This window comes from aff. Roholtiella sp. LEGE 12411, assembly GCF_015206995.1.
Lineage (GTDB): Bacteria > Cyanobacteriota > Cyanobacteriia > Cyanobacteriales > Nostocaceae > Komarekiella.
The window spans coordinates 60,806-79,688 of the sequence record NZ_JADEXR010000007.1 but is presented as its reverse complement, the minus strand read 5'-3'; the positions used below and the strand labels follow the sequence as shown (position 1 = coordinate 79,688).

Below are 18,883 nucleotides of genomic sequence, written 5' to 3'. Positions count from 1 at the left end.
ATTTCACAGTCCCCAGTCCCTAGTCCTCAGTCTCCAGTCCCTAATCCCTAATCCCCAGTCCCCAGTCCCCAATGCCCAATGCCCAATGCCCAATGCCCAATGCCCAATTCCCAATGCCCAATCCCCAATGCCCAATTCCCAATGCCCAATCCCCAATCCCAATCCATACCATGCAGACTCAAAAACCATCTGTCAGTTTAATTCGGGCTACTTCCTACGAACGAGAGGCTTTACGGGAATCTTTAGCCACACTGCTGGAACCTTTAGGGGGAATGGCTGCTTTTGTGAAAAAAGGCGATCGCGTCTTGCTCAAACCGAATCTACTCACAGGAGCGCGTCCTACTAAAGAGTGTACCACTCGCCCCGAACTGGTTTACGAAGTAGCCCAGATGGTAATTGAGGCTGGTGGTGAGCCATTTTTAGGAGATAGTCCAGCTTTTGGCAGTGCTAAGGGAGTAGCAGTGGCAAATGGCTATTTGCCTCTTTTAGAAGAACTGAATTTACCGATTATCGAGTTTCACGGCAAGCGTTACCAAACTGTAAATGAAGATTTTAATCATCTGCGGCTTTGCAAAGAAGCGATGGAAGCAGATGTAGTAATTAATCTGCCCAAAGTCAAATCACATACACAGCTAACATTAACATTGGGTGTAAAAAATCTGTTTGGTTGCGTTCCCGGAAAGATGAAAGCTTGGTGGCACATGGAAGCTGGAAAAGACGCAAACCGATTTGGTGAAATGTTAGTAGAAACTGCCAAGGCAATTAACCCAAACTTAACCATCTTAGATGCCATCATCGGTCATGAAGGTAATGGCCCTAGTGGCGGTGAACCTCGTCAACTGGGCATTTTAGCAGCAGCATCAAATGTATTTGCCTTAGATCGGGCAATGATAGAAATCCTCAATGTTCCACCCGAACAAGTACCTACCGTTGCAGCTTCTCAAAGACTGGGAGTTTGCCCAGAACTTGCTGCTATAGAATTTCCTCACTTACATCCTGACTTACTAAAAATAGAAGATTGGCAGCTACCAGACAAGTTAATGCCTATTGATTTTGCTATGCCCCGCGTAGTCAAGTCTACGTTTAAGCATCTTTATATCCGGTTTATTAAGGAACCAATGAGTGTTTATGGTAAACGTTAGTTTATCTTTAGGTTTAGGCTAGCGATAAATGCAAATTCTGCTACAACACGTTTACTTATCAGCAGAGTAACCTGTAATTACCCTCCGATTGCTTAACCAGACCGCCCTAATTTAGTGGCGGTTTTTTTAGTTGGCTCATTTGTTATAAGATTTGTGTATAAAATCCGGTTAAATAGTTGGTGATTCTAAACGCAGCATGACCATAGCAGAAAACTAACTTAAATACTACAATCGCCAAAAACTAAGGTTCATACTTATACAGTTTTATAAATTGGGATTGAGTATTCATTTAATGCATTTTTACTCTACCTATATACAGATTGACAAAATTGCAGTGATATTGCACAGATTTATAAATTTAAATTCTGAAATACTTATTTGGTATTATCACTGAATTAATGCTGGACAACACGATTAATATATCTGTATTTATTCGGTAGAAAATGACGGTTACAAAAATCATCACTACCTGGTTATTCCTAGGTTGTAAATATTTTTATGTATAACTACTGTTGAATAATTGAAAACACAGATATCTGTTCGGTATTTTTGCGGTAATTGTATTTGGTATCACAATCTTTCGATTTACCCCAAATGATGTGAGTAGAGGCGTTGCAAGATGTTATAATCTAAATTCAGTCTGGAAAAATACATTTTGCTAATTAATCTCTAATCAGCAGAAAAAGGTAATTTATAATGCTGTTATCATCAGTTATGCGAAAAGTATCTGTTACACAATACTGTGAAGCATCTGCAAACATTAGCCACAAAATAAAACCTAATTCGTTAACTGGCGATTTTGTATCAAAATGTTCATGTATAAAAATAATATTATGACGCTTGCAAAACTGGTTTAGTTTGTTAACAGCTACACAGTTTACAGTTAAAAAATAGCTAAAATAGCATCAACACTCTCACTCAGAGAGTAGACCTACAAGTGATCCGACGAACCTCAATTTTGTATGAATTCAAATAGCCAGTCTGCCAATGCCGACACGTATTCCCATCGTTTGGCAGACATTGTGGGAACTGCGATCGCACTATTAACTCTAACTCTACCCGTATTTGTCATCGGCCACTATTCTTCACCCGATGTTCAGAATAACCCGCAACCCCTGACTTATAACATACAAGGAAGTGAAGATTAGACAAAACTTCCCAATAAAATTTTATCAACACAAAATCTCGAAAAAGGAGAAAGCAGACTTTGAGACAATGTCTGTTGACTTAATTCATCAAGAATAAATTGAATCTGTGTTATTTGACTCTAGATTCAATAGTCAAGACTTGAGTAAGGATAGAAATCCCTCTAGCAGCATCCAGGTAAGGGAAATCTACACCACTGTCTTGGAAAAAGCGTTGCGTGGAAACTTAGCAACGCTTTTTCTATTGTTTGGCTAATTCGATAAGATTGTGGACTCAAGAGACACAGAACAGATAGATTCTTCAGTTCTGCTTCTTAAAAGTCCCTAATACAAATAGAAAAACCATGCCCGCAAGCGAAAAGTTCTGTGGGCGTGTTTTCCGCTCCCTGGAAACTTTTCGCTTGCAGGCGCGTGGTTTTGGGCATGGTAAAAAATTACCAATGCCACAAGCGGCGGCGGGGCTTTCCGACAACGCTCACAAGGAAGCTTCTCCCACCGCTTTCTATGAATACCTTGGGAAGAGATCCATATTGCCCTAAAATTCTACACGGGGAGTGAAGCTGAATGCTCCCATGATTCACTGTTAGCGGAGGAGTTTTTTGTGGACTTATCTCGTATTCCTGCCCAACCTAAACCGGGTCTAATCAACGTTCTGATTGAAATTGTAGGCGGGAGTAAAAATAAATACGAATACGACAAAGAAATACAAGCTTTTGCTCTAGACCGGGTACTTTATTCCTCGGTACAATATCCGTATGACTACGGCTTTGTACCCAATACTTTGGCCGATGATGGCGACCCCCTGGATGGTATGGTATTAATAGATGAGCCGACCTTCCCAGGTTGTGTTATAGCCGCAAGACCAATTGGATTTCTGGAGATGATTGACGGCGGCGATCGCGATGAAAAAATCCTTTGTGTTCCTGACAAAGATCCCCGCTACGCTCAAATAAAATCCCTGAAAGATGTACCGCCACACCGTTTGGCTGAAATTGCCGAATTTTTCCGCAGTTATAAAAATTTGGAAAAAAAGGTAACTGAAATTCGCGGGTGGCAGGATGTTGAACAGGTTATGCCCTTAGTAGAAAAGTGCATAAAAGCCGGTAGCGAAAAAGGTCGGGATTCTGATTCTCAAACTACCTAAACAAAACTTCAACAAAAGTCAGGAATAGGGAAAGCACAAAACTTTACCTCCTTGACTTTTACTAGACTTTAGCTCAATTGCCACAGAACCCATAAACGCAATGCAGCGCACGCTCCTTTTGGCAAAAATTCACAACTGCACCCTCACGGGGGCAAATCTTCACTACGTGGGTAGTATCAGTATCGATCAAATCCTTTTAGATAAAGCTGGCATCTTACCCTATGAGCAGGTACAAGTAGTAAATAATGCCAATGGCGAGCGCTTCATTACGTATGCGATCCCGGCTGCTGCTAATTCAGGAGTAATTGAATTAAATGGGGCTGCGGCACGTCTAGGCATTATTGGCGATCGCTTGATTATAATGACTTACGGGCAGTTCACTTTAGAAGAGTTAAAAAGTTACTCTCCGACGGTGGTCATTGTGGATGAAAAAAACCGACTGTTGGAAGTGCGGCGCTACGATGACCTGCTCAGTAAGGTCTAACAGTCAAGGAAAATGTCAAATTTTGAGTTGTCCGGTTCACATAGTTACGTAACTGAAAAGTCAACTACCCTAAGGAGTAACCTATCGGGTGAATTTTTTGTACAATTCTGGGGTGTACGGGGTTTAATTCCCACCCCAGCCAGTAACACCAGCTGCTATGGTGGCAATACTGCTTGTGTAGAAATGCATGTAGCCGGAAAACGCTTGATTTTTGATGGCGGTACTGGCTTACGCATACTAGGTAAAACTTGGCAAAAACTGCGACAGCCACTGGAAGCTCATTTATTTTTTACTAACTCCCAGTCAAATCGTATTCAAGGGTTTCCCTTTTTTGCTCCTGCATTTATTGCGGAAAATTGCTTCCATATTTACGGCACAGCTGCTTCAAATGGAGCCTCAATCAAACAATGCCTATGCGACCAGATGCTCCAGCCACACTTTCCTTACCCTTTGCAGGTAATGCAGTCAGAATTGCAGTTTTACAATTTGACTCCAAACAGGGAAGTTAAGTTAGATGATGTGATCATTACAGTAACATTGATCAATCAAACTCAGCGGTCAGTTGGTTATCGAGTTGCTTGGCAGCAATACAGTGTTGCTTATATCACAGATTTACACAAAAATGCCGATGAAGTAGAACGAGAGCGGATTTTACAGTTTATTAAAGGCGTTGATTTACTGATTGCTAATGCTACCTATACTCCGCCAACCGCTCACAACCATGACTCAGCTGATTTACATTGGCAAACTGCGGTGAGTGTGGCTCAAACTGCTGATGTGAAACGCTTAGTAATCTCTCATCACCACCCAGATGACGAGGATTATTTTCTTGACCAGGTTCAAGTTGAAATTAAATCTATATTTCCCGAAGTATTACTAGCCCGTGAAGGTCTGGTATTAGCTGTTGATAAGTAATTTCAGTATGTTCAGACTGTAAGCTTTTAAATCAACGATAAATTATTTTTTTGTGAAGGATAAAAGTCTTTTCTCAAATAATCTATTGAGTTTAATCATACTTTGCACAAAAATTAATATTTAGAGATACTGCCGCACCTGCTACAGTATTAACTCTACAACTTAAGCTGGCTGAAAAGCTGCTGCTGATACAGAATTCACTGCTTGGCTGAGTTCTTGAAGTTTAGCAGCTACCGCACCACTAGTTAATAATTCTTCAGTTTTGATTATACCCGATCGCATGTCTGGACAAATGCCACTGCGCCACAGATAAAACCCACCATTCCACAAGGCTGTTTGCATCAGTTCACCTGGATTACCAACCAAAACCTGCTGCATATCAGCTACGAGTTCTTCGTTAGTGCCTAGGGGTAAATTCTTGGTGGTAAAACCGTATTCACGCGATACAAGGTGCAAGCGTTCTAGTTCTTGAGATGCTGATGAAGATAAGCCAATAATCGCAGTGCGATCGCGTGGTAAGTCGCAACTACCTTCCAATCCCTTGACTAATGTAAATTTTGTTACCCCTCGCAGAGTCAAAGCGACTTGAAACATCGCTTCCGTAGGAGGATGGACAAACCCAGCAATTATATGAGCATCCCCAGCATAAGGACACCAGATTAACTCCATTGTCGCCAAAGGTGGACGCTTGCCGAGTTGATCACGGTACTCCCAAAGACTGTTAGTTAGGGGAAAATGCTCTGGTGTATAAACAAAGCCAATACCTGTTTGCTCAAACACCTGTTGGGTTTTCGTTAGTGATAAGTTAGTCCAATTGACACCTAATCCCTGCCAAATATCTATCAGGGGTAATCCATACTTTGTTGGTAAGCGATCGCCACCATGCATTACCACAGGCTGTCCAGATGCAGCAAGGATTAAAGCCGTTATCGGAGCAATTGGTGCGGTGCGGGTTCTCCCATCATAAGGTAGACCCAAAACTATCACCGGACGCGCAAAAGCGATTGGTTGCAGTTTTGGCCCTAGTTCGTCGTAGGCATCCAACATACCTGCTAACTCTTCCCCAGTGGGACGCTTAATTCGGTGGGCAATCAAAAATGCCCCAATTTGGGCTGGCGTTGCTTCACCTAGCAACATCATCTTTGTAGCAGTGGCTGCTTCAAGACGAGTCAAATTCTCGGCTGTGTGGTTTCCGCTACCTACTTTTTGCAAAAATTCTCTAAATACATTGCTCATTTGTCCTTTGTCCTACCCTGCGGTAAGCCGCTACACGTCTATGTCATTTGTCCAAAGTCCAATGGTGAGAGTGCCAATGACGAATGACCAATGACTAATGACACTTATGAAGCCGATCGCTGTTGGTCAAGTTGTAGTGGGATATTTTCCCGCACTAGTTGCCAAAAGTGATTGATGGGGGGAATTTGGAGACGGTCTTGAGTTGTTACCATCACTACCCGACGAGTTAAACTCGAACTATCAGGGAAAGTACCCTTACTATTGCTGGTTAGGGGTCTGACTGCAAGGGTAGGGTCACAACGTGCTTCGATTAGTGCTGATTGAGGCAGTAAAGCTATCAGTTCTCCTTGGCGCACTACTCCTCGGAAAGCGTCTAGGGTGTTTACCTCTAAAGCCGCCTGAAGTTTAGCTTCCAGTCGCTCAAATCTATCTTGTATTAGACGTTGCATCCCATAACCATCTTTAAAAACCACTTGGGGATAACGAATTAGCTCCGACCAAGGGATACATTCATATTTAGCTAGGGGATGATTGGCTGCCGTAAGGACTTCTATAGGTTCATCATAAAGTACTTCTACTACCATTTCTCTACCAGTGGTTAAAAACCGATTATTCATCACAATTGCTAGATCTACTAATCCATCTTTGAGGACTTTTAAGGCGCGATCGCTTCCTAATGAAGTCACCCGCAATTGCACATCTGGATAATCATGACAAAATTTTTGCAACACTGGTGGCAGGTAAGTGGCACATATTGAGTGAATCGCTGCAATGCAAAGTTCTGGCTGTTTTCCTGCGATTAAATTTGCTAATTCGTTTGTGGCAGTCTGCCACTCTTGGCAAATTTTGCGGACACGAGGTAGCAAACGTTCACCTGCCAGTGTTAGCTTGGCATGACTTGTTCTGTGAAATAGTTCTAACCCCAAATCTGCTTCTAATGCCTGGATTTGGCGACTGATCGTCGATTGAGTAACACTACATTGCCGCGCTGCTTGTTGAAAGCTGCCGGTTTGGGCGATCGCCAGAAAGGCTTGCAACTGCTCTAACCGCATTTTTACGTAGCCTGAATTACATTTATGGCTTTCATTAAGTTAACGGTTTTTAATTGACAATTTAGTAAAGTTTGTTACAAGTCTTTCTGTCAAATTTATATAATTAATATAAATCAGGTTTTACTGACTTCATCGTCAATTGTCCGCTTGGCACGGAATTTTTTGGTAAATCTTGAGGAAAATGGCTGTATTATTGCTAATTTTTCCTACGTAGCTACAAGTTAAAGAGCAACATGTCATAGTCTGTATGTGAACCAACCCAAAACCAGATAACTGTATCGCCTTCTAACTGTCCAACTGCCCGATAACTTTTGCTGATGCGAGCAGAGTAGATTGGTAATTCTGGATGTACTTTTTTGAAGCGCAAACTGGGATGACGAGGATCTTGTTTGAATTGGCGATATGCCTCGCGTGTTTGCTTTTGAACTTGCTCAGGTAAATCAGCAAAGGCTTTACGAAATTGGGCGGTTGTGCGTGACTTCACAATGTTTCTGGGTCTAACTCTTGGGTTTTCCCTGCGTGATACTCAGCCATTGCTTCGGCTGCGAGTTTAGCAAGGGTATCCTTAGAACCTGCAAATGCTTTATCCCATCGGATTTCATCTTCGAGTTCTTCCAGAATCATTACAGCGATCGCATCCTGCTCACTGGCAGGCAAAGTTTTCAACCTAGCGATCGCCTTTTCAAGTAACTCGGTCATAACTACCGAACTCCCACAGACATAGCACTACAATGCTATCGTTCACTGCACTATTGCGCGATAGATCCTTTGTCTAACTCAATATGGATATTAAGCTGCTGGTGCTGAGCAACCTGAATTAACAACCGCATCCGAGTGGGAACCGCTATATTGTCAAACTTAGGAGACTTCTTTCCCCTGCTTCTTCATCCTCTCTAAAAAGATTTACCATTCGGCTAGGGCGATCGCTATTCCTTTTTGCAAATCTGGTATGAGTGTGGCATTATTTGCTAACTGCTGCAATTGTTGATGTGCAACTTCCCTATCTAGATTTTTTAGTGCGGCGATCGCATGTAATCTCACTGATGCATTTGCATCTGCTAGCAGCCAAATCAATGGTTCAATTGCCTGCATCTTGCCTAACTGACCTAGAGATAAAGCGATCGCGCTTTTGATGTTGGCAATTGGTGTGGCTGGATGCTTTGATTGCAGCATATCCAGCAAAATTTCTGTAGCGAGTTGAGTTAATTGTGGCTGCTGTACTTGTCCCAAAACTGTCACAATTTCCTGCCACATTGTCTCTGAACAGGTGTAATTAAGTGCTTTTTGTAAATATTCCACACTGGATAGAATTTCCATCCAACTTAAAGCGCGGATGATTTCCAGTTGCAGTTTTACTGGTGTCTGAGGTAATACCAACACCTGAAATAATTGCTTAGCAGCTTCGTCACAATTCATCCGAGAAAGAGCAACCGCAGCGGCACAACAAACCTCAAGGTTAAAGTCATAGAGCCTGGGTTGCAGTTTCGTTACTAAATCTAATTCTGAACATAAGTCAGGGCGAAAACCTAAACCCAGAACTGCTGCACGTCTGACTGTGACAGCTACATCATCCAAAGCCACCAACAGTGTTGGTGGCACACGTTGATCATGAAAGCTACTAAGGGCTTCAATTGCAGCGGTGCGGATTGCGGCTTGTGAATCTTGGACTACACCCAACAGAGGTGTAATGGTTTCTGTTTGGCGAATACAACAGAGCGATCGCACTGCTAAAAGCCGTGTATCTTCTTCTGTTATGAGTTCCGAGAGTGCGGTGATCGCAGCAGTACCCATTTGCCCTAGTGCTGTTGTGGCGATCGCCTTGAGTTCTTCATTTTCATCGGTTTTCAATAATTCCACCAAAGCCCTAATAGCATCTGGATGCTGAAACTCGCCTAAAATCTTGGCTGCATACCAGCGCAATTCTTCCTCTGCGTCTTCATCTCCTAAAATCTCAATGAGTGGCGGGATGGCAATATTTCCTAAGTTAGTCAACACCTTGGTAACTTCCCAGCGCTGCTGAAAATCCCCCATCTCTAAAATTGAGAATGCTAATTTCAGAATATGTTCTCGATTTTTAACTAGCTCTGGATGTCTAGCGTTTTCTCCTAAAATTAACTGTTGTAAATATTGAATCAGTGATGACCAATCAGCTAGATCATTTGCTGCCTGGGCCTGCACCAAAAGCTGGTTGATATTATTCACGACACCCTGCTTGAATTTTGAGTTGTCTAAGTTGGCTTCACTACAACTGAATCACCCTCAATCTTGGCGGCATAAGTTTTTAGCGGTGTTGTTGCTGGGCCTTTTTGCACCTTACCATCAATCCCAAATTCTGAACCATGACATGGACAGGCGAATTTTTTTGCCTCAGTTTGCCATACTACCGTACAACCTCGGTGAGTACAGGTAGGGTCTACAGCAGTTAAATTTTCAGTTTTAGACGTGCCGACTACTAATACAGACCCAACGGGGGAGTTTTTAGCAAGTAATTGACCAGCCTTATCTAATTCTGCCGAGGTGCCCACTGTTTGCCAATCCCCAGTTGAAGATTTTGGTGCAGTCTGAGAAGAACAGGCTGCGATCGCTACAGGCAGAGAACTTGCTATCCAACCCAAACCCACCCAATGAATGAAATCACGGCGTTTCATAACTGCGTTTTGGCTAACATACATAGATTTTGAATGCTGTTCAGTAAGCGCTTTACATTATTCATTAATTGCTTTTAATGCAGAAAACGCATACTAATTATTCGATTATAGCAATTTTACTAACAAACCGTAACAATTTATACGATTTTAACATAAGCCCCGTTTTAACTTAAGAGTATCGAAATTGTTACATGAACAGTCTGCAAACTAATCACTGATTGTATAACAGGTATTTTACCTACCTTAAACTTCACTTTGTAATGTCTTTAAATAACCCCTAACCAAAAATAATTTTTTGTTTGCTCAGGGACTACCAAATAAAAAAACATCCAAAAAACTGACGCAGCAACCCTCTCTATTCCTCAATAAGTATCCGCGTTCTCTGTTGGTTCTTATTGGATAATTTATTTCTTGGGAATCCCTAACCCTCGTAGACACAGCAACTGATGAGACTACGGGTTGACTGATAAAAGCTATCACCGGATCAGCAATTTGTAACGAGAGTCATTTCATGACAGACATAGCCACCACTACAACTAGCCTTAACAAGTTTGAGAAGTTCAAAGCAGAAAAAGATGGACTCGCCGTCAAGGGTGAGATAGAGAAATTTGCCGCCCTAGGCTGGGAAGCAATGGATGAAATAGACCGTGATCATCGACTCAAATGGGTAGGTGTGTTTTTTCGTCCAGTCACTCCAGGCAAGTTTATGATGCGGATGCGGCTACCCAACGGTATTCTTACGAGTAGTCAAATGCGTACTTTAGCGGCAGTTATGCAACGTTACGGAGATGATAGTAGCGCTGACATCACTACCAGACAGAATATCCAATTGCGGGGCATCAGAATTGAAGACTTACCGGATATTTTCAATAGACTTCACACAGTTGGTTTAACCAGCATCCAGTCAGGAATGGACAACGTTCGTAATATCACTGGTGATCCTGTGGCAGGATTGGATGCAGATGAATTGTATGACACACGGGAGGTGGTGCAGCAAATTCAGGACATGATCACCAATAAAGGGGAAGGTAATCCAGAGTTTAGCAATCTACCGAGAAAGTTTAACATTGCGATCGCTGGTGGACGAGACAATTCAGTTCACGCCGAAATTAATGATCTGGCTTTTGTTCCAGCCTTTAAGGAGGATGGGAAAGAACTCTCTTCACGTATATTCGGCTTTAACATCTTGGTGGGTGGCTTTTTCTCTGCCAAACGCTGTGAGGCGGCGATTCCGCTGAATGCTTGGGTATCTCCAGAAGACGTGGTAGGTGTATGTAGAGCGGTTTTAGAAGTCTTTCGTGACTACGGCCCGCGTGCCAATCGGCAAAAATCCCGTCTGATGTGGCTAATTGATGAATGGGGTTTGGAAAAGTTTCGCCAAGAAGTCGAAAAGCGTTTGGGTAAATCATTGTTACCCGCTGCGGCAAAAGACGAAATAGATTGGGAAAAACGCGACCATATTGGGGTATATAAACAAAAACAACCAGGATTGCACTATGTAGGTTTGCACATCCCCGTTGGTCGGCTATATGCCGAAGATATGTTTGAAATCGCACGTTTAGCAGAAGTTTACGGTAGTGGTGAAATTCGCTTCACCGTTGAGCAAAATATCATTATTCCTAATATTCCTGACTCGCGGTTGGCAACATTTTTGACAGAACCACTGCTAGAAAGATTTTCGATTGATCCTGGTTTACTGACGCGATCGCTAGTTTCTTGTACAGGCGCACAATTTTGTAACTTTGCCCTAATTGAAACTAAAAATCGTGCTTTAGGAATCATTAAAGCATTGGAAGCAGAGTTAATACTGACTGCAAACGTGCGAATTCACTGGACAGGTTGTCCTAACTCCTGTGGACAGCCCCAAGTTGCAGATATTGGCTTGATGGGAACTAAAGTTCGCAAAAATGGCAAAGCTGTAGAAGGGGTTGATATCTACATGGGTGGCAAAGTTGGCAAAGACGCCCATCTAGGAGCTTGTGTCATCAAAGGCATACCCTGTGAAGACTTACAGCCAATATTGCAAAATTTACTCATTGAACACTTTGGCGCAAAACCGAGGCAAGAAGCCTTGGTAACTAACTCATTGGTCAGTAGAGCACAACTAACAGTTAACAACTAAATAAAAGACAAATGACAAATCTTTCAAGAAGAAAATTTATTTTCGCCGCAAGCGCTACAGCTACCGCTTCTATTTTGGCTCACGGTTGTTCTTCTGGCAGTAATACAGCCTCAACAGGTGGTAATACACCCTCTGCGGCTCCAGCCGCCAACGTCTCTACAGTAGCTAACGCTCCCAAGGTAGAAGTAACCAAAGCCAAGCTAGGATTCATCGCTCTAACTGATGCTGCTCCTTTAATTATTGCTAAAGAGAAGGGCTTTTTTGCTAAGTACGGCATGACCGATGTCGAGGTGATCAAGCAAAAATCTTGGCCTGTGACTCGTGACAACTTAAAAATCGGTTCAGCTGGCGGTGGTATTGATGGCGCACATATTCTCAGCCCCATGCCTTACTTGATGACCATCAACGATAAAGTGCCAATGTACATCTTGGCCAGGTTAAATACCAACGGTCAGGGTATCTCTGTTGCCAATAAATTTAAAGAACTTAATGTCAATTTAGAAAGCAAAGGGCTGAAAGAAGCTGCGAGTCAGGGCAAAGCCAATAAAAAAGCCTTGAAATTTGGTGTTACCTTTCCTGGTGGTACTCACGATTTGTGGATGCGCTACTGGTTAGCAGCTGGCGGCATTAATCCAGATCAAGATGTGGTTTTGGAACCTGTACCACCACCACAAATGGTGGCGAATATGAAAGTTAACACCATCGATTCTTTCTGCGTGGGAGAGCCTTGGAACGCTCAATTGGTAAACCAAAAAATAGGTTATTCAGCTTTAGTGACAGGCGAATTGTGGAAAGATCATCCAGAAAAAGCCTTTACTATGCGGAAAGATTGGGTTGATCAAAATCCCAATGCCACACAAGCAATGTTGATGGCAGTTATGGAAGCTCAACAATGGTGCGATCGCGCAGAAAATAAAGAGGAGATGTGCAAAATCTGCTCTGACCGTAAATACCTTAACGTTGCTGCCGCAGATATTTTAGAAAGGTCGAAAGGCAATATTGACTTTGGTGATGGTCGTACTCAGCAAAACTTCCCAAATCGCATGAAGTTCTGGGCAGATAATGCCTCCTATCCTTACAAAAGTCACGATATTTGGTTTTTAACAGAAGATATTCGCTGGGGCTATTTACCAAAAAATACTAAGGTTCAGGAAATAGTTAATCAAGTGAATAAAGAGGATTTGTGGAAAAAAGCAGCTAAAGCTATTGCTGTTCCTGATTCCGAAATTCCTAAGAGTAGTTCTCGTGGCATTGAGACTTTCTTTGATGGTGTGAAATTTGACCCAGAAAAACCAGAAGAATATTTGCAAAGTTTAAAAATTAAGAAAGTCTAATCAATTGCAATGGGAGAGGAGAAAAAATAAAATGGCAGCTATCCTTGGAAGTCGCACTATCAAGAAAAATCACCGTAAAAATTTCAATAAATTAGTTTCGCAAAAAATTGTGCCCCCACTGGTAGCATTAGCTATTTTTCTAGTGATTTGGCAACTACTTTGTTTAAATCCTAACTTTAAGTTACCTGGGCCGATAGAAACCTTTTCTGAAACTTGGGATCCTTTTATTATTAATCCATTTTTTGATAATGGCGAAAGTGATAAAGGCTTAGGCTGGCAGATACTCAGTAGTTTAGGAAGAGTTGGTTTAGGCTTTTCTCTAGCAGCAATTGTTGGTATCGCATTGGGGATTTTGATTGGTGCTAATAAATTACTTTATAACGCTCTAGATCCCATCTTCCAAGTGTTGCGGACTGTACCTCCTCTCGCATGGCTACCTATTTCTTTAGCAGCATTTCAACAGGCTAATCCTTCAGCTATTTTCGTAATTTTCATTACATCTGTTTGGCCAGTTGTGATCAACACCACAGTGGGTGTGCAACAAATTCCTCAAGACTACATAAACGTAGCCAGAGTTTTGCGTTTAAAAGGAGCCAAGTATTTCTTTAAAGTAGTATTTCCTGCCACTGTTCCTTATATATTTACAGGATTACGTATTGGCATTGGTTTATCTTGGTTAGCAATTGTCGCAGCAGAAATGTTAGTCGGTGGTGTCGGAATTGGTTCATTTATTTGGGATGCCTATAATACCACCACAGAAACTAACTTAAGCGAAATTATTCTTGCCTTAATTTATGTTGGTTTGGTCGGCTTAATACTAGATAGAATGGTTGGTTTTATAGCTAGCAAACTTGTACCCGAATAAAAAATGAGCTATTTTCAAAATTACGAATTACGAATTAACGAATGACTACTTTTGTTGAAGTTGACCACGTTGACCGTGTATTTGATCTCCCAACTGGTGGCAAATATATTGCTCTAAAAAATATTGAGTTGAAAATCCAACAAGGGGAATTTGTTTCTCTAATTGGACACTCTGGTTGTGGTAAATCTACTTTGCTCAACATCATTGCAGGTTTAGATCGAGCAAGTGTTGGCGGCGTTACCTTGGAAGGGCGGGAAATCAAAGATCCGAGTCCAGATCGGATGGTAGTGTTTCAAAACTACTCTTTGCTGCCTTGGTTAACAGTACGGGAAAACGTAGCCCTGGCTGTTGATGAAGTGTATAAAGGTAAGCCCAAGGGTGAACGTCAAAGTATTATTGAAGAACATATTGATATGGTGGGGCTGCGTCCTGCGGCGAATAAACGTCCGAGTGAGTTATCTGGGGGGATGAAACAACGGGTGGCGATCGCCCGCGCCTTAGCAACCCGTCCCAAGTTGTTACTGCTAGATGAACCCTTTGGGGCGTTGGATGCATTGACACGGGGTAGTTTGCAAGAACAGCTAATGAAAATCTGTAACGAACACAACGTTACATGCGTGATGGTGACACACGACGTAGATGAAGCGCTCTTGTTGAGCGATCGCGTCGTCATGCTCACTAACGGGCCAGAAGCTCATATCGGGCAAATTATCGAAGTACCAATCCCTCGCCCGCGTCAACGCTTGGAAGTAGTCAAACATCCCAGCTACTACAGTCTGCGGAATGAAATGATTTACTTTCTCAACCAACAAAAGCTGGACAAGAAACGCAAAGCGCAGCAGACTTCAGTACCAGTAGCTACATTCCACAATGGCTTAGAAAAAGTCAATCTGGAAATTGGCTTTCTACCTTTAACTGATGCTGCACCTTTGATTGTTGCAAAAGAAAAAGGCTTCTTTGCTCAGTATGGTTTAGAAAAAATCACCCTCAATCGTGCCAGTAATTGGGAAGAAATAACTCAAGGAGTTCTTAACGGTAGATTAGATGCTGCTCAGATGCTTGCGGGAATGCCCTTAGCCCTGACTTTGGGTGCTGGTGGCAAAAAACCAATTCCTGTAATCAATGCTTTAAATATCTCTCGCAATGCTAACGCCATTACTTTAAGCAAAAGATTGTATAGCCAAGGAGTCAGAAACCTAACTGACTTAAAAGCAGCGATTAGCGCTACTCCCGACCAAATTCTGACTTTGGGTGTAGTTCATCCTACTTCAATGCTGAACCTAATGCTGCGTTATTGGCTGGCGGCTGGCGGCATAGATCCTGATAGAGATGTCAGCTTGACGGTGGTTCCACCAATGGAAATGGTTTCTCAACTCAAAGCCGGAAAGATTGACGGTTACTGTGCTGGAGAACCCTGGAATTACCTTGCTGTTCATCAAGATGTCGGCTTTGTTGCGGCTACAGCTTTGGAAGTTTGGTCAGGACAGCCGAAACAAGTGTTGGGAGTGCGAGAAGATTGGGCGCAACAGTACCCAGAAACTTATCTTGCTCTTGTCAAAGCCCTGTTAAAAGCTTGCAAATACTGTGACGATTTCCGCAACCGCGAAGAAATTTTAAAAATACTCTGTCGTTCTGAATATTTAGATATAGATCCTGTGTACGTTCGTCCGGGGTTCATCGATCCCTACGATCGCGGCGACGGTAAACAACCACAAGACTTCACAGCATACAACCAGTTTTATCTCAATAAAACCAACTATCCCAACCGCACTGAAATTTTGTGGATGGTCACTCAAATGGCACGTTGGGGCTTAACACCCTTCCCAAAAAACTGGGTGGAGGTGATTGAAAGAGTCTGTCGTACAGATATATTTGGTACTGCTGCACGCGAACTCGGCTTACTCGATATCGGAGAGGATGACCCGATTCACTTATTTGATGGTAAAGTTTTTAACCCATCAGAGCCGATAGAGTATCTCAAAAACTTGGAAATTAAACGGCAAATACGTATTGAGGAAGTATTTATTTAGTTATTGGGGATTGGGCATTGGGGATTGGGCATTGAACTCTATTACTCTCAAATTTGTTTTGAACGATCGCTCATTCTTGAAAATCTATTTTCATCAGTTGTAATTAAAATTTGGTTGGTATAAATTCATCATGCAAACAGTAAACGGAATTAGCAGCAAAACTCAAATCAATCAACTGCAAACGCAAAAAGCAGAAAATTTTTTGGTAATTGAAGGTGTAAGCAAAATTTATCCAACTTCCGAAGGCCCTCACACCGTACTGGATGGAGTTGACCTGAAAGTGCGTGAGGGCGAATTCGTTTGCATCATTGGTCATTCTGGCTGTGGTAAATCAACTCTCCTCAACATGGTTTCCGGGTTTAACACTCCCACCGACGGTGTTGTTTTGCTGCAAGACAAACCCATCACCGAACCAGGCCCCGACCGGATGATGGTATTCCAAAACTATTGTTTACTGCCTTGGCTGAGTGTTTTTGATAACGTTTACCTAGCGATTGATTCGGTGTTTCCTAAAAAACCCCAAGCAGAAAAACGGGCGATCGCCAGAGAACATTTAGCAATGGTGGGGCTTACAGAAGCGGCTGACAAGAAACCCAATCAGCTTTCTGGAGGGATGAAACAGCGAGTTGCGATCGCCCGCGCCCTCTCCATTCGTCCCCAAGTATTGATTCTCGATGAACCCTTTGGTGCATTAGATGCCATCACCAGAGAAGAATTACAAGAAGAACTGCTGCAAATCTGGCGTGAACATCAAGTCACCATACTGATGATTACTCATGACATTGATGAAGCGCTTTTCCTCGCCGACAGAGTTGTGATGATGACTAACGGCCCAGCTGCTCACATTGGTGAAATCCTCAATATTCCTTTCTTCCGTCCCCGCAATCGTCGCCAAATCATGGAAGACCCTGAGTACTACGACTTGCGAAACTACGCTCTAGACTTCCTCTTTCGCCGATTTGCTCACGCTGACGAGTAACAAAATTGGGCATTGGGCATTGGGCATTGGTTATTAATTATTCTTCTGTGTTTCTCATTCCCCTCATATCTCATCTACGTGTTCTTTTCAATTAGGAAAGCTTAATGCTTAAAGGATTATTTTCATTTACCGGACGCTACAGCATATTACATAAGACTTGGTTTGCCTTCTTTCTCACCTTTGTCTGTTGGTTTAACTTTGCTCCTTTTGCGACGACGATTGGTAGAGAGCTACAGCTAGCACCTGAACAAATTAAAACTTTGGGTATATGTAACCTAGCTCTGACTATTCCGGCGCGGATCATCATTGGGATGCTTCTCGATCGTTTTGGCCCCAGAATCACCTATTCAATGCTGCTAATTTTTGCGGCTGTTCCTTGTTTGGCTACGGCGCTGTCGCAAGACTTTAACCAACTAGTCATCAGCCGCTTATTGATGGGAATTGTTGGATCTGGATTTGTGGTTGGTATCCGCATGGTGTCGGAATGGTTTCCCCCAAAGGAGATGGGAATTGCTCAAGGTATTTATGGCGGTTGGGGCAACTTTGGGGCTTTTGGGGCAGAGTTTGCCTTACCGATACTTGCAGTTTCTACTAGCTTTTTAGCTGGCGGCGCTTCTAACTGGCGTTTGGCGATCGCTCTTACAGGGATCATTGCTGCTATTTATGGCGTGATTTATTACAACAGTGTCCAAGATACACCCGCTGGTAAAGTTTATAGAAAACCTAAGAAAAATGGTTCTCTAGAAGTGACTAGTGTCAAAAGTTTCTGGGCAATGATTATCTCGAACTTTGGTTTGATTTTTGCTCTAGGTTTATTAGCTTGGCGTTTGGAACAAAAGAATATTCACTTCCTGACTTTGAGCCAAATGTATCTGACTTGGATGCTATTAGCAGCATTATTTGCTTATCAAACTTACAAAGCTTGGAAGGTAAACCAGGAACTTTTAACTGGGAAGAAAACTTACGCAGCATCTGAACGCTTTCAGTTTGGTCAAGTGGCTTTACTAGAATTTACTTATGTAACTAACTTTGGTAGCGAGCTGGCAGCCGTTTCAATGCTGCCTGCATTTTTTGAAAAAACTTTTGCTTTAGAGCATGTAGTAGCTGGGATGATTGCCGCTACCTATCCCTTCCTTAACTTAATTTCTCGTCCCAGTGGTGGCTTAATTTCTGATAAGTTCGGCTCTCGCAAATGGACAATAACAATTATCAGCGTTGGTATTGGTGTCGGCTATTTGATGGCACATTTTATTAGCAGCAGTTGGCCGATTCCACTAGCGATCGCAGTTACTATGTTTGCCGCTTACTTTGCTCAAGCTGGTTGTGGTGCAACCTACGGTATCGTACCTTTAATTAAAAGAGAAGCTACTGGACAAATTGCCGGAAATGTTGGGGCTTATGGTAATTTCGGTGCTGTGGTTTATCTGACAATTTATAGTTTAACCGACCCACCAACACTGTTTACCACAATGGGTATAGCCGCTCTCATTTGTGCTTTTATGTGTGCTTTTTTCCTCAAAGAACCCCAAGGCTCATTTGCGGCAGATAATGAAGGTGAATTACCAGAAACGGCAACTAAAAATTCTACTTTACTAGTAGAAGAATAAGCTAATTGTAAAAGTCTTCCTTCGTTGAAGTTTCAGTTATATAAATGTAGTCCGCGTAGATATAAACACAAGATTTAGCTTCAGATAATCGGAACCTGGGAGCGGACTACAGTATCTCAAAGCCTGCCTACAGGCTTTATTCATTAGGACTTACGCACTGTACAAATGCATCGTGATGTG

The 18,883-nt window shown here is 42.4% G+C and carries 19 protein-coding genes; 12 read left to right on the top strand and 7 right to left on the bottom strand.

Translation table 11 applies throughout. The annotated features are described in order from the left end of the window. Positions 1-3: 3 nt before the first annotated feature. Positions 4-189 carry a hypothetical protein gene (locus IQ246_RS03125; RefSeq protein WP_194000034.1) on the bottom strand — a complete coding sequence of 62 codons (186 nt, stop codon included), beginning with the start codon at positions 187-189 and terminating at the stop codon, positions 4-6. On the opposite strand from IQ246_RS03125, the gene IQ246_RS03120 reads away from it, so the two are divergent. The 6 genes from IQ246_RS03120 to IQ246_RS03095 all read left to right on the top strand — a co-directional run bounded on the left by IQ246_RS03120 (position 171) and on the right by IQ246_RS03095 (position 4,830). Then, positions 171-1,142: a DUF362 domain-containing protein gene (locus IQ246_RS03120; RefSeq protein ID WP_194000032.1), complete on the top strand. Its 972-nt coding sequence runs from the start codon at positions 171-173 to the stop codon at positions 1,140-1,142. The genes IQ246_RS03125 and IQ246_RS03120 overlap by 19 nt on opposite strands. 962 nt (positions 1,143-2,104) lie before the next feature. After that, positions 2,105-2,290 carry a hypothetical protein gene (locus IQ246_RS03115; protein WP_194000030.1) on the top strand — a complete coding sequence of 62 codons (186 nt, stop codon included), beginning with the start codon at positions 2,105-2,107 and terminating at the stop codon, positions 2,288-2,290. Positions 2,291-2,631: 341 nt separating this feature from the next. Continuing rightward, a complete protein-coding gene (locus IQ246_RS03110) occupies positions 2,632-2,826 on the top strand; it encodes a hypothetical protein (protein ID WP_194000028.1) in 195 nt (64 codons plus the stop codon). 62 nt (positions 2,827-2,888) lie between these two features. Further along, positions 2,889-3,431, top strand: a complete 543-nt coding sequence (locus tag IQ246_RS03105) for an inorganic diphosphatase (protein WP_194000026.1) — start codon at positions 2,889-2,891, stop codon at positions 3,429-3,431. 100 nt (positions 3,432-3,531) lie between these two features. After that, complete coding sequence (gene panD / locus IQ246_RS03100; RefSeq protein ID WP_194000024.1) at positions 3,532-3,915, top strand: aspartate 1-decarboxylase; 384 nt, start codon at positions 3,532-3,534, stop codon at positions 3,913-3,915. A gap of 12 nt (positions 3,916-3,927) precedes the next feature. Continuing rightward, positions 3,928-4,830: an MBL fold metallo-hydrolase gene (locus IQ246_RS03095; protein WP_194000022.1), complete on the top strand. Its 903-nt coding sequence runs from the start codon at positions 3,928-3,930 to the stop codon at positions 4,828-4,830. A gap of 162 nt (positions 4,831-4,992) precedes the next feature. Here IQ246_RS03095 and IQ246_RS03090 read toward each other — a convergent pair whose 3' ends face one another. The 6 genes from IQ246_RS03090 to IQ246_RS03065 all read right to left on the bottom strand — a co-directional run bounded on the left by IQ246_RS03090 (position 4,993) and on the right by IQ246_RS03065 (position 9,766). Beyond that, entirely contained in the window at positions 4,993-6,066 is a 1,074-nt protein-coding gene (locus IQ246_RS03090) for an anthranilate phosphoribosyltransferase family protein (protein ID WP_194000020.1), read from the bottom strand. 104 nt (positions 6,067-6,170) lie between these two features. After that, a complete protein-coding gene (locus IQ246_RS03085) occupies positions 6,171-7,118 on the bottom strand; it encodes a LysR family transcriptional regulator (RefSeq protein ID WP_194000018.1) in 948 nt (315 codons plus the stop codon). Between the two features lie 214 nt (positions 7,119-7,332). Next, a complete protein-coding gene (locus IQ246_RS03080; protein ID WP_194000016.1) occupies positions 7,333-7,602 on the bottom strand; it encodes a hypothetical protein in 270 nt (89 codons plus the stop codon). Next, positions 7,599-7,817: a hypothetical protein gene (locus IQ246_RS03075; RefSeq protein ID WP_194000014.1), complete on the bottom strand. Its 219-nt coding sequence runs from the start codon at positions 7,815-7,817 to the stop codon at positions 7,599-7,601. Before IQ246_RS03075 ends, IQ246_RS03080 begins: the two co-directional genes overlap by 4 nt. Before the next feature lie 204 nt (positions 7,818-8,021). Further along, entirely contained in the window at positions 8,022-9,320 is a 1,299-nt protein-coding gene (locus IQ246_RS03070; protein WP_194000012.1) for a HEAT repeat domain-containing protein, read from the bottom strand. Positions 9,321-9,346: 26 nt separating this feature from the next. After that, on the bottom strand, positions 9,347-9,766 hold the full coding sequence (locus IQ246_RS03065; RefSeq protein ID WP_194000040.1) for a ubiquinol-cytochrome c reductase iron-sulfur subunit: 420 nt from the start codon (positions 9,764-9,766) through the stop codon (positions 9,347-9,349). A 511-nt stretch (positions 9,767-10,277) separates the two neighbouring features. Between IQ246_RS03065 and IQ246_RS03060 the strand changes: the two genes are divergently transcribed. The 6 genes from IQ246_RS03060 (at position 10,278) to IQ246_RS03035 (ending at position 18,703) form a co-directional block, all read left to right on the top strand. After that, entirely contained in the window at positions 10,278-11,888 is a 1,611-nt protein-coding gene (locus tag IQ246_RS03060; protein WP_194000010.1) for a ferredoxin--nitrite reductase, read from the top strand. A gap of 11 nt (positions 11,889-11,899) precedes the next feature. Beyond that, positions 11,900-13,222 carry a CmpA/NrtA family ABC transporter substrate-binding protein gene (locus IQ246_RS03055; RefSeq protein WP_194000008.1) on the top strand — a complete coding sequence of 441 codons (1,323 nt, stop codon included), beginning with the start codon at positions 11,900-11,902 and terminating at the stop codon, positions 13,220-13,222. A 31-nt stretch (positions 13,223-13,253) separates the two neighbouring features. Next, on the top strand, positions 13,254-14,087 hold the full coding sequence (ntrB, locus tag IQ246_RS03050; RefSeq protein WP_194000006.1) for a nitrate ABC transporter permease: 834 nt from the start codon (positions 13,254-13,256) through the stop codon (positions 14,085-14,087). A 41-nt stretch (positions 14,088-14,128) separates the two neighbouring features. Continuing rightward, positions 14,129-16,117, top strand: coding sequence for a nitrate ABC transporter ATP-binding protein (locus IQ246_RS03045; protein ID WP_194000004.1), 1,989 nt, complete (start codon positions 14,129-14,131; stop codon positions 16,115-16,117). A gap of 130 nt (positions 16,118-16,247) precedes the next feature. Then, positions 16,248-17,096: a nitrate ABC transporter ATP-binding protein gene (locus IQ246_RS03040; RefSeq protein ID WP_194000002.1), complete on the top strand. Its 849-nt coding sequence runs from the start codon at positions 16,248-16,250 to the stop codon at positions 17,094-17,096. 104 nt (positions 17,097-17,200) lie between these two features. After that, positions 17,201-18,703, top strand: a complete 1,503-nt coding sequence (locus IQ246_RS03035) for a NarK family nitrate/nitrite MFS transporter (RefSeq protein ID WP_194000000.1) — start codon at positions 17,201-17,203, stop codon at positions 18,701-18,703. The last annotated feature ends 180 nt before the right edge of the window (positions 18,704-18,883 follow it).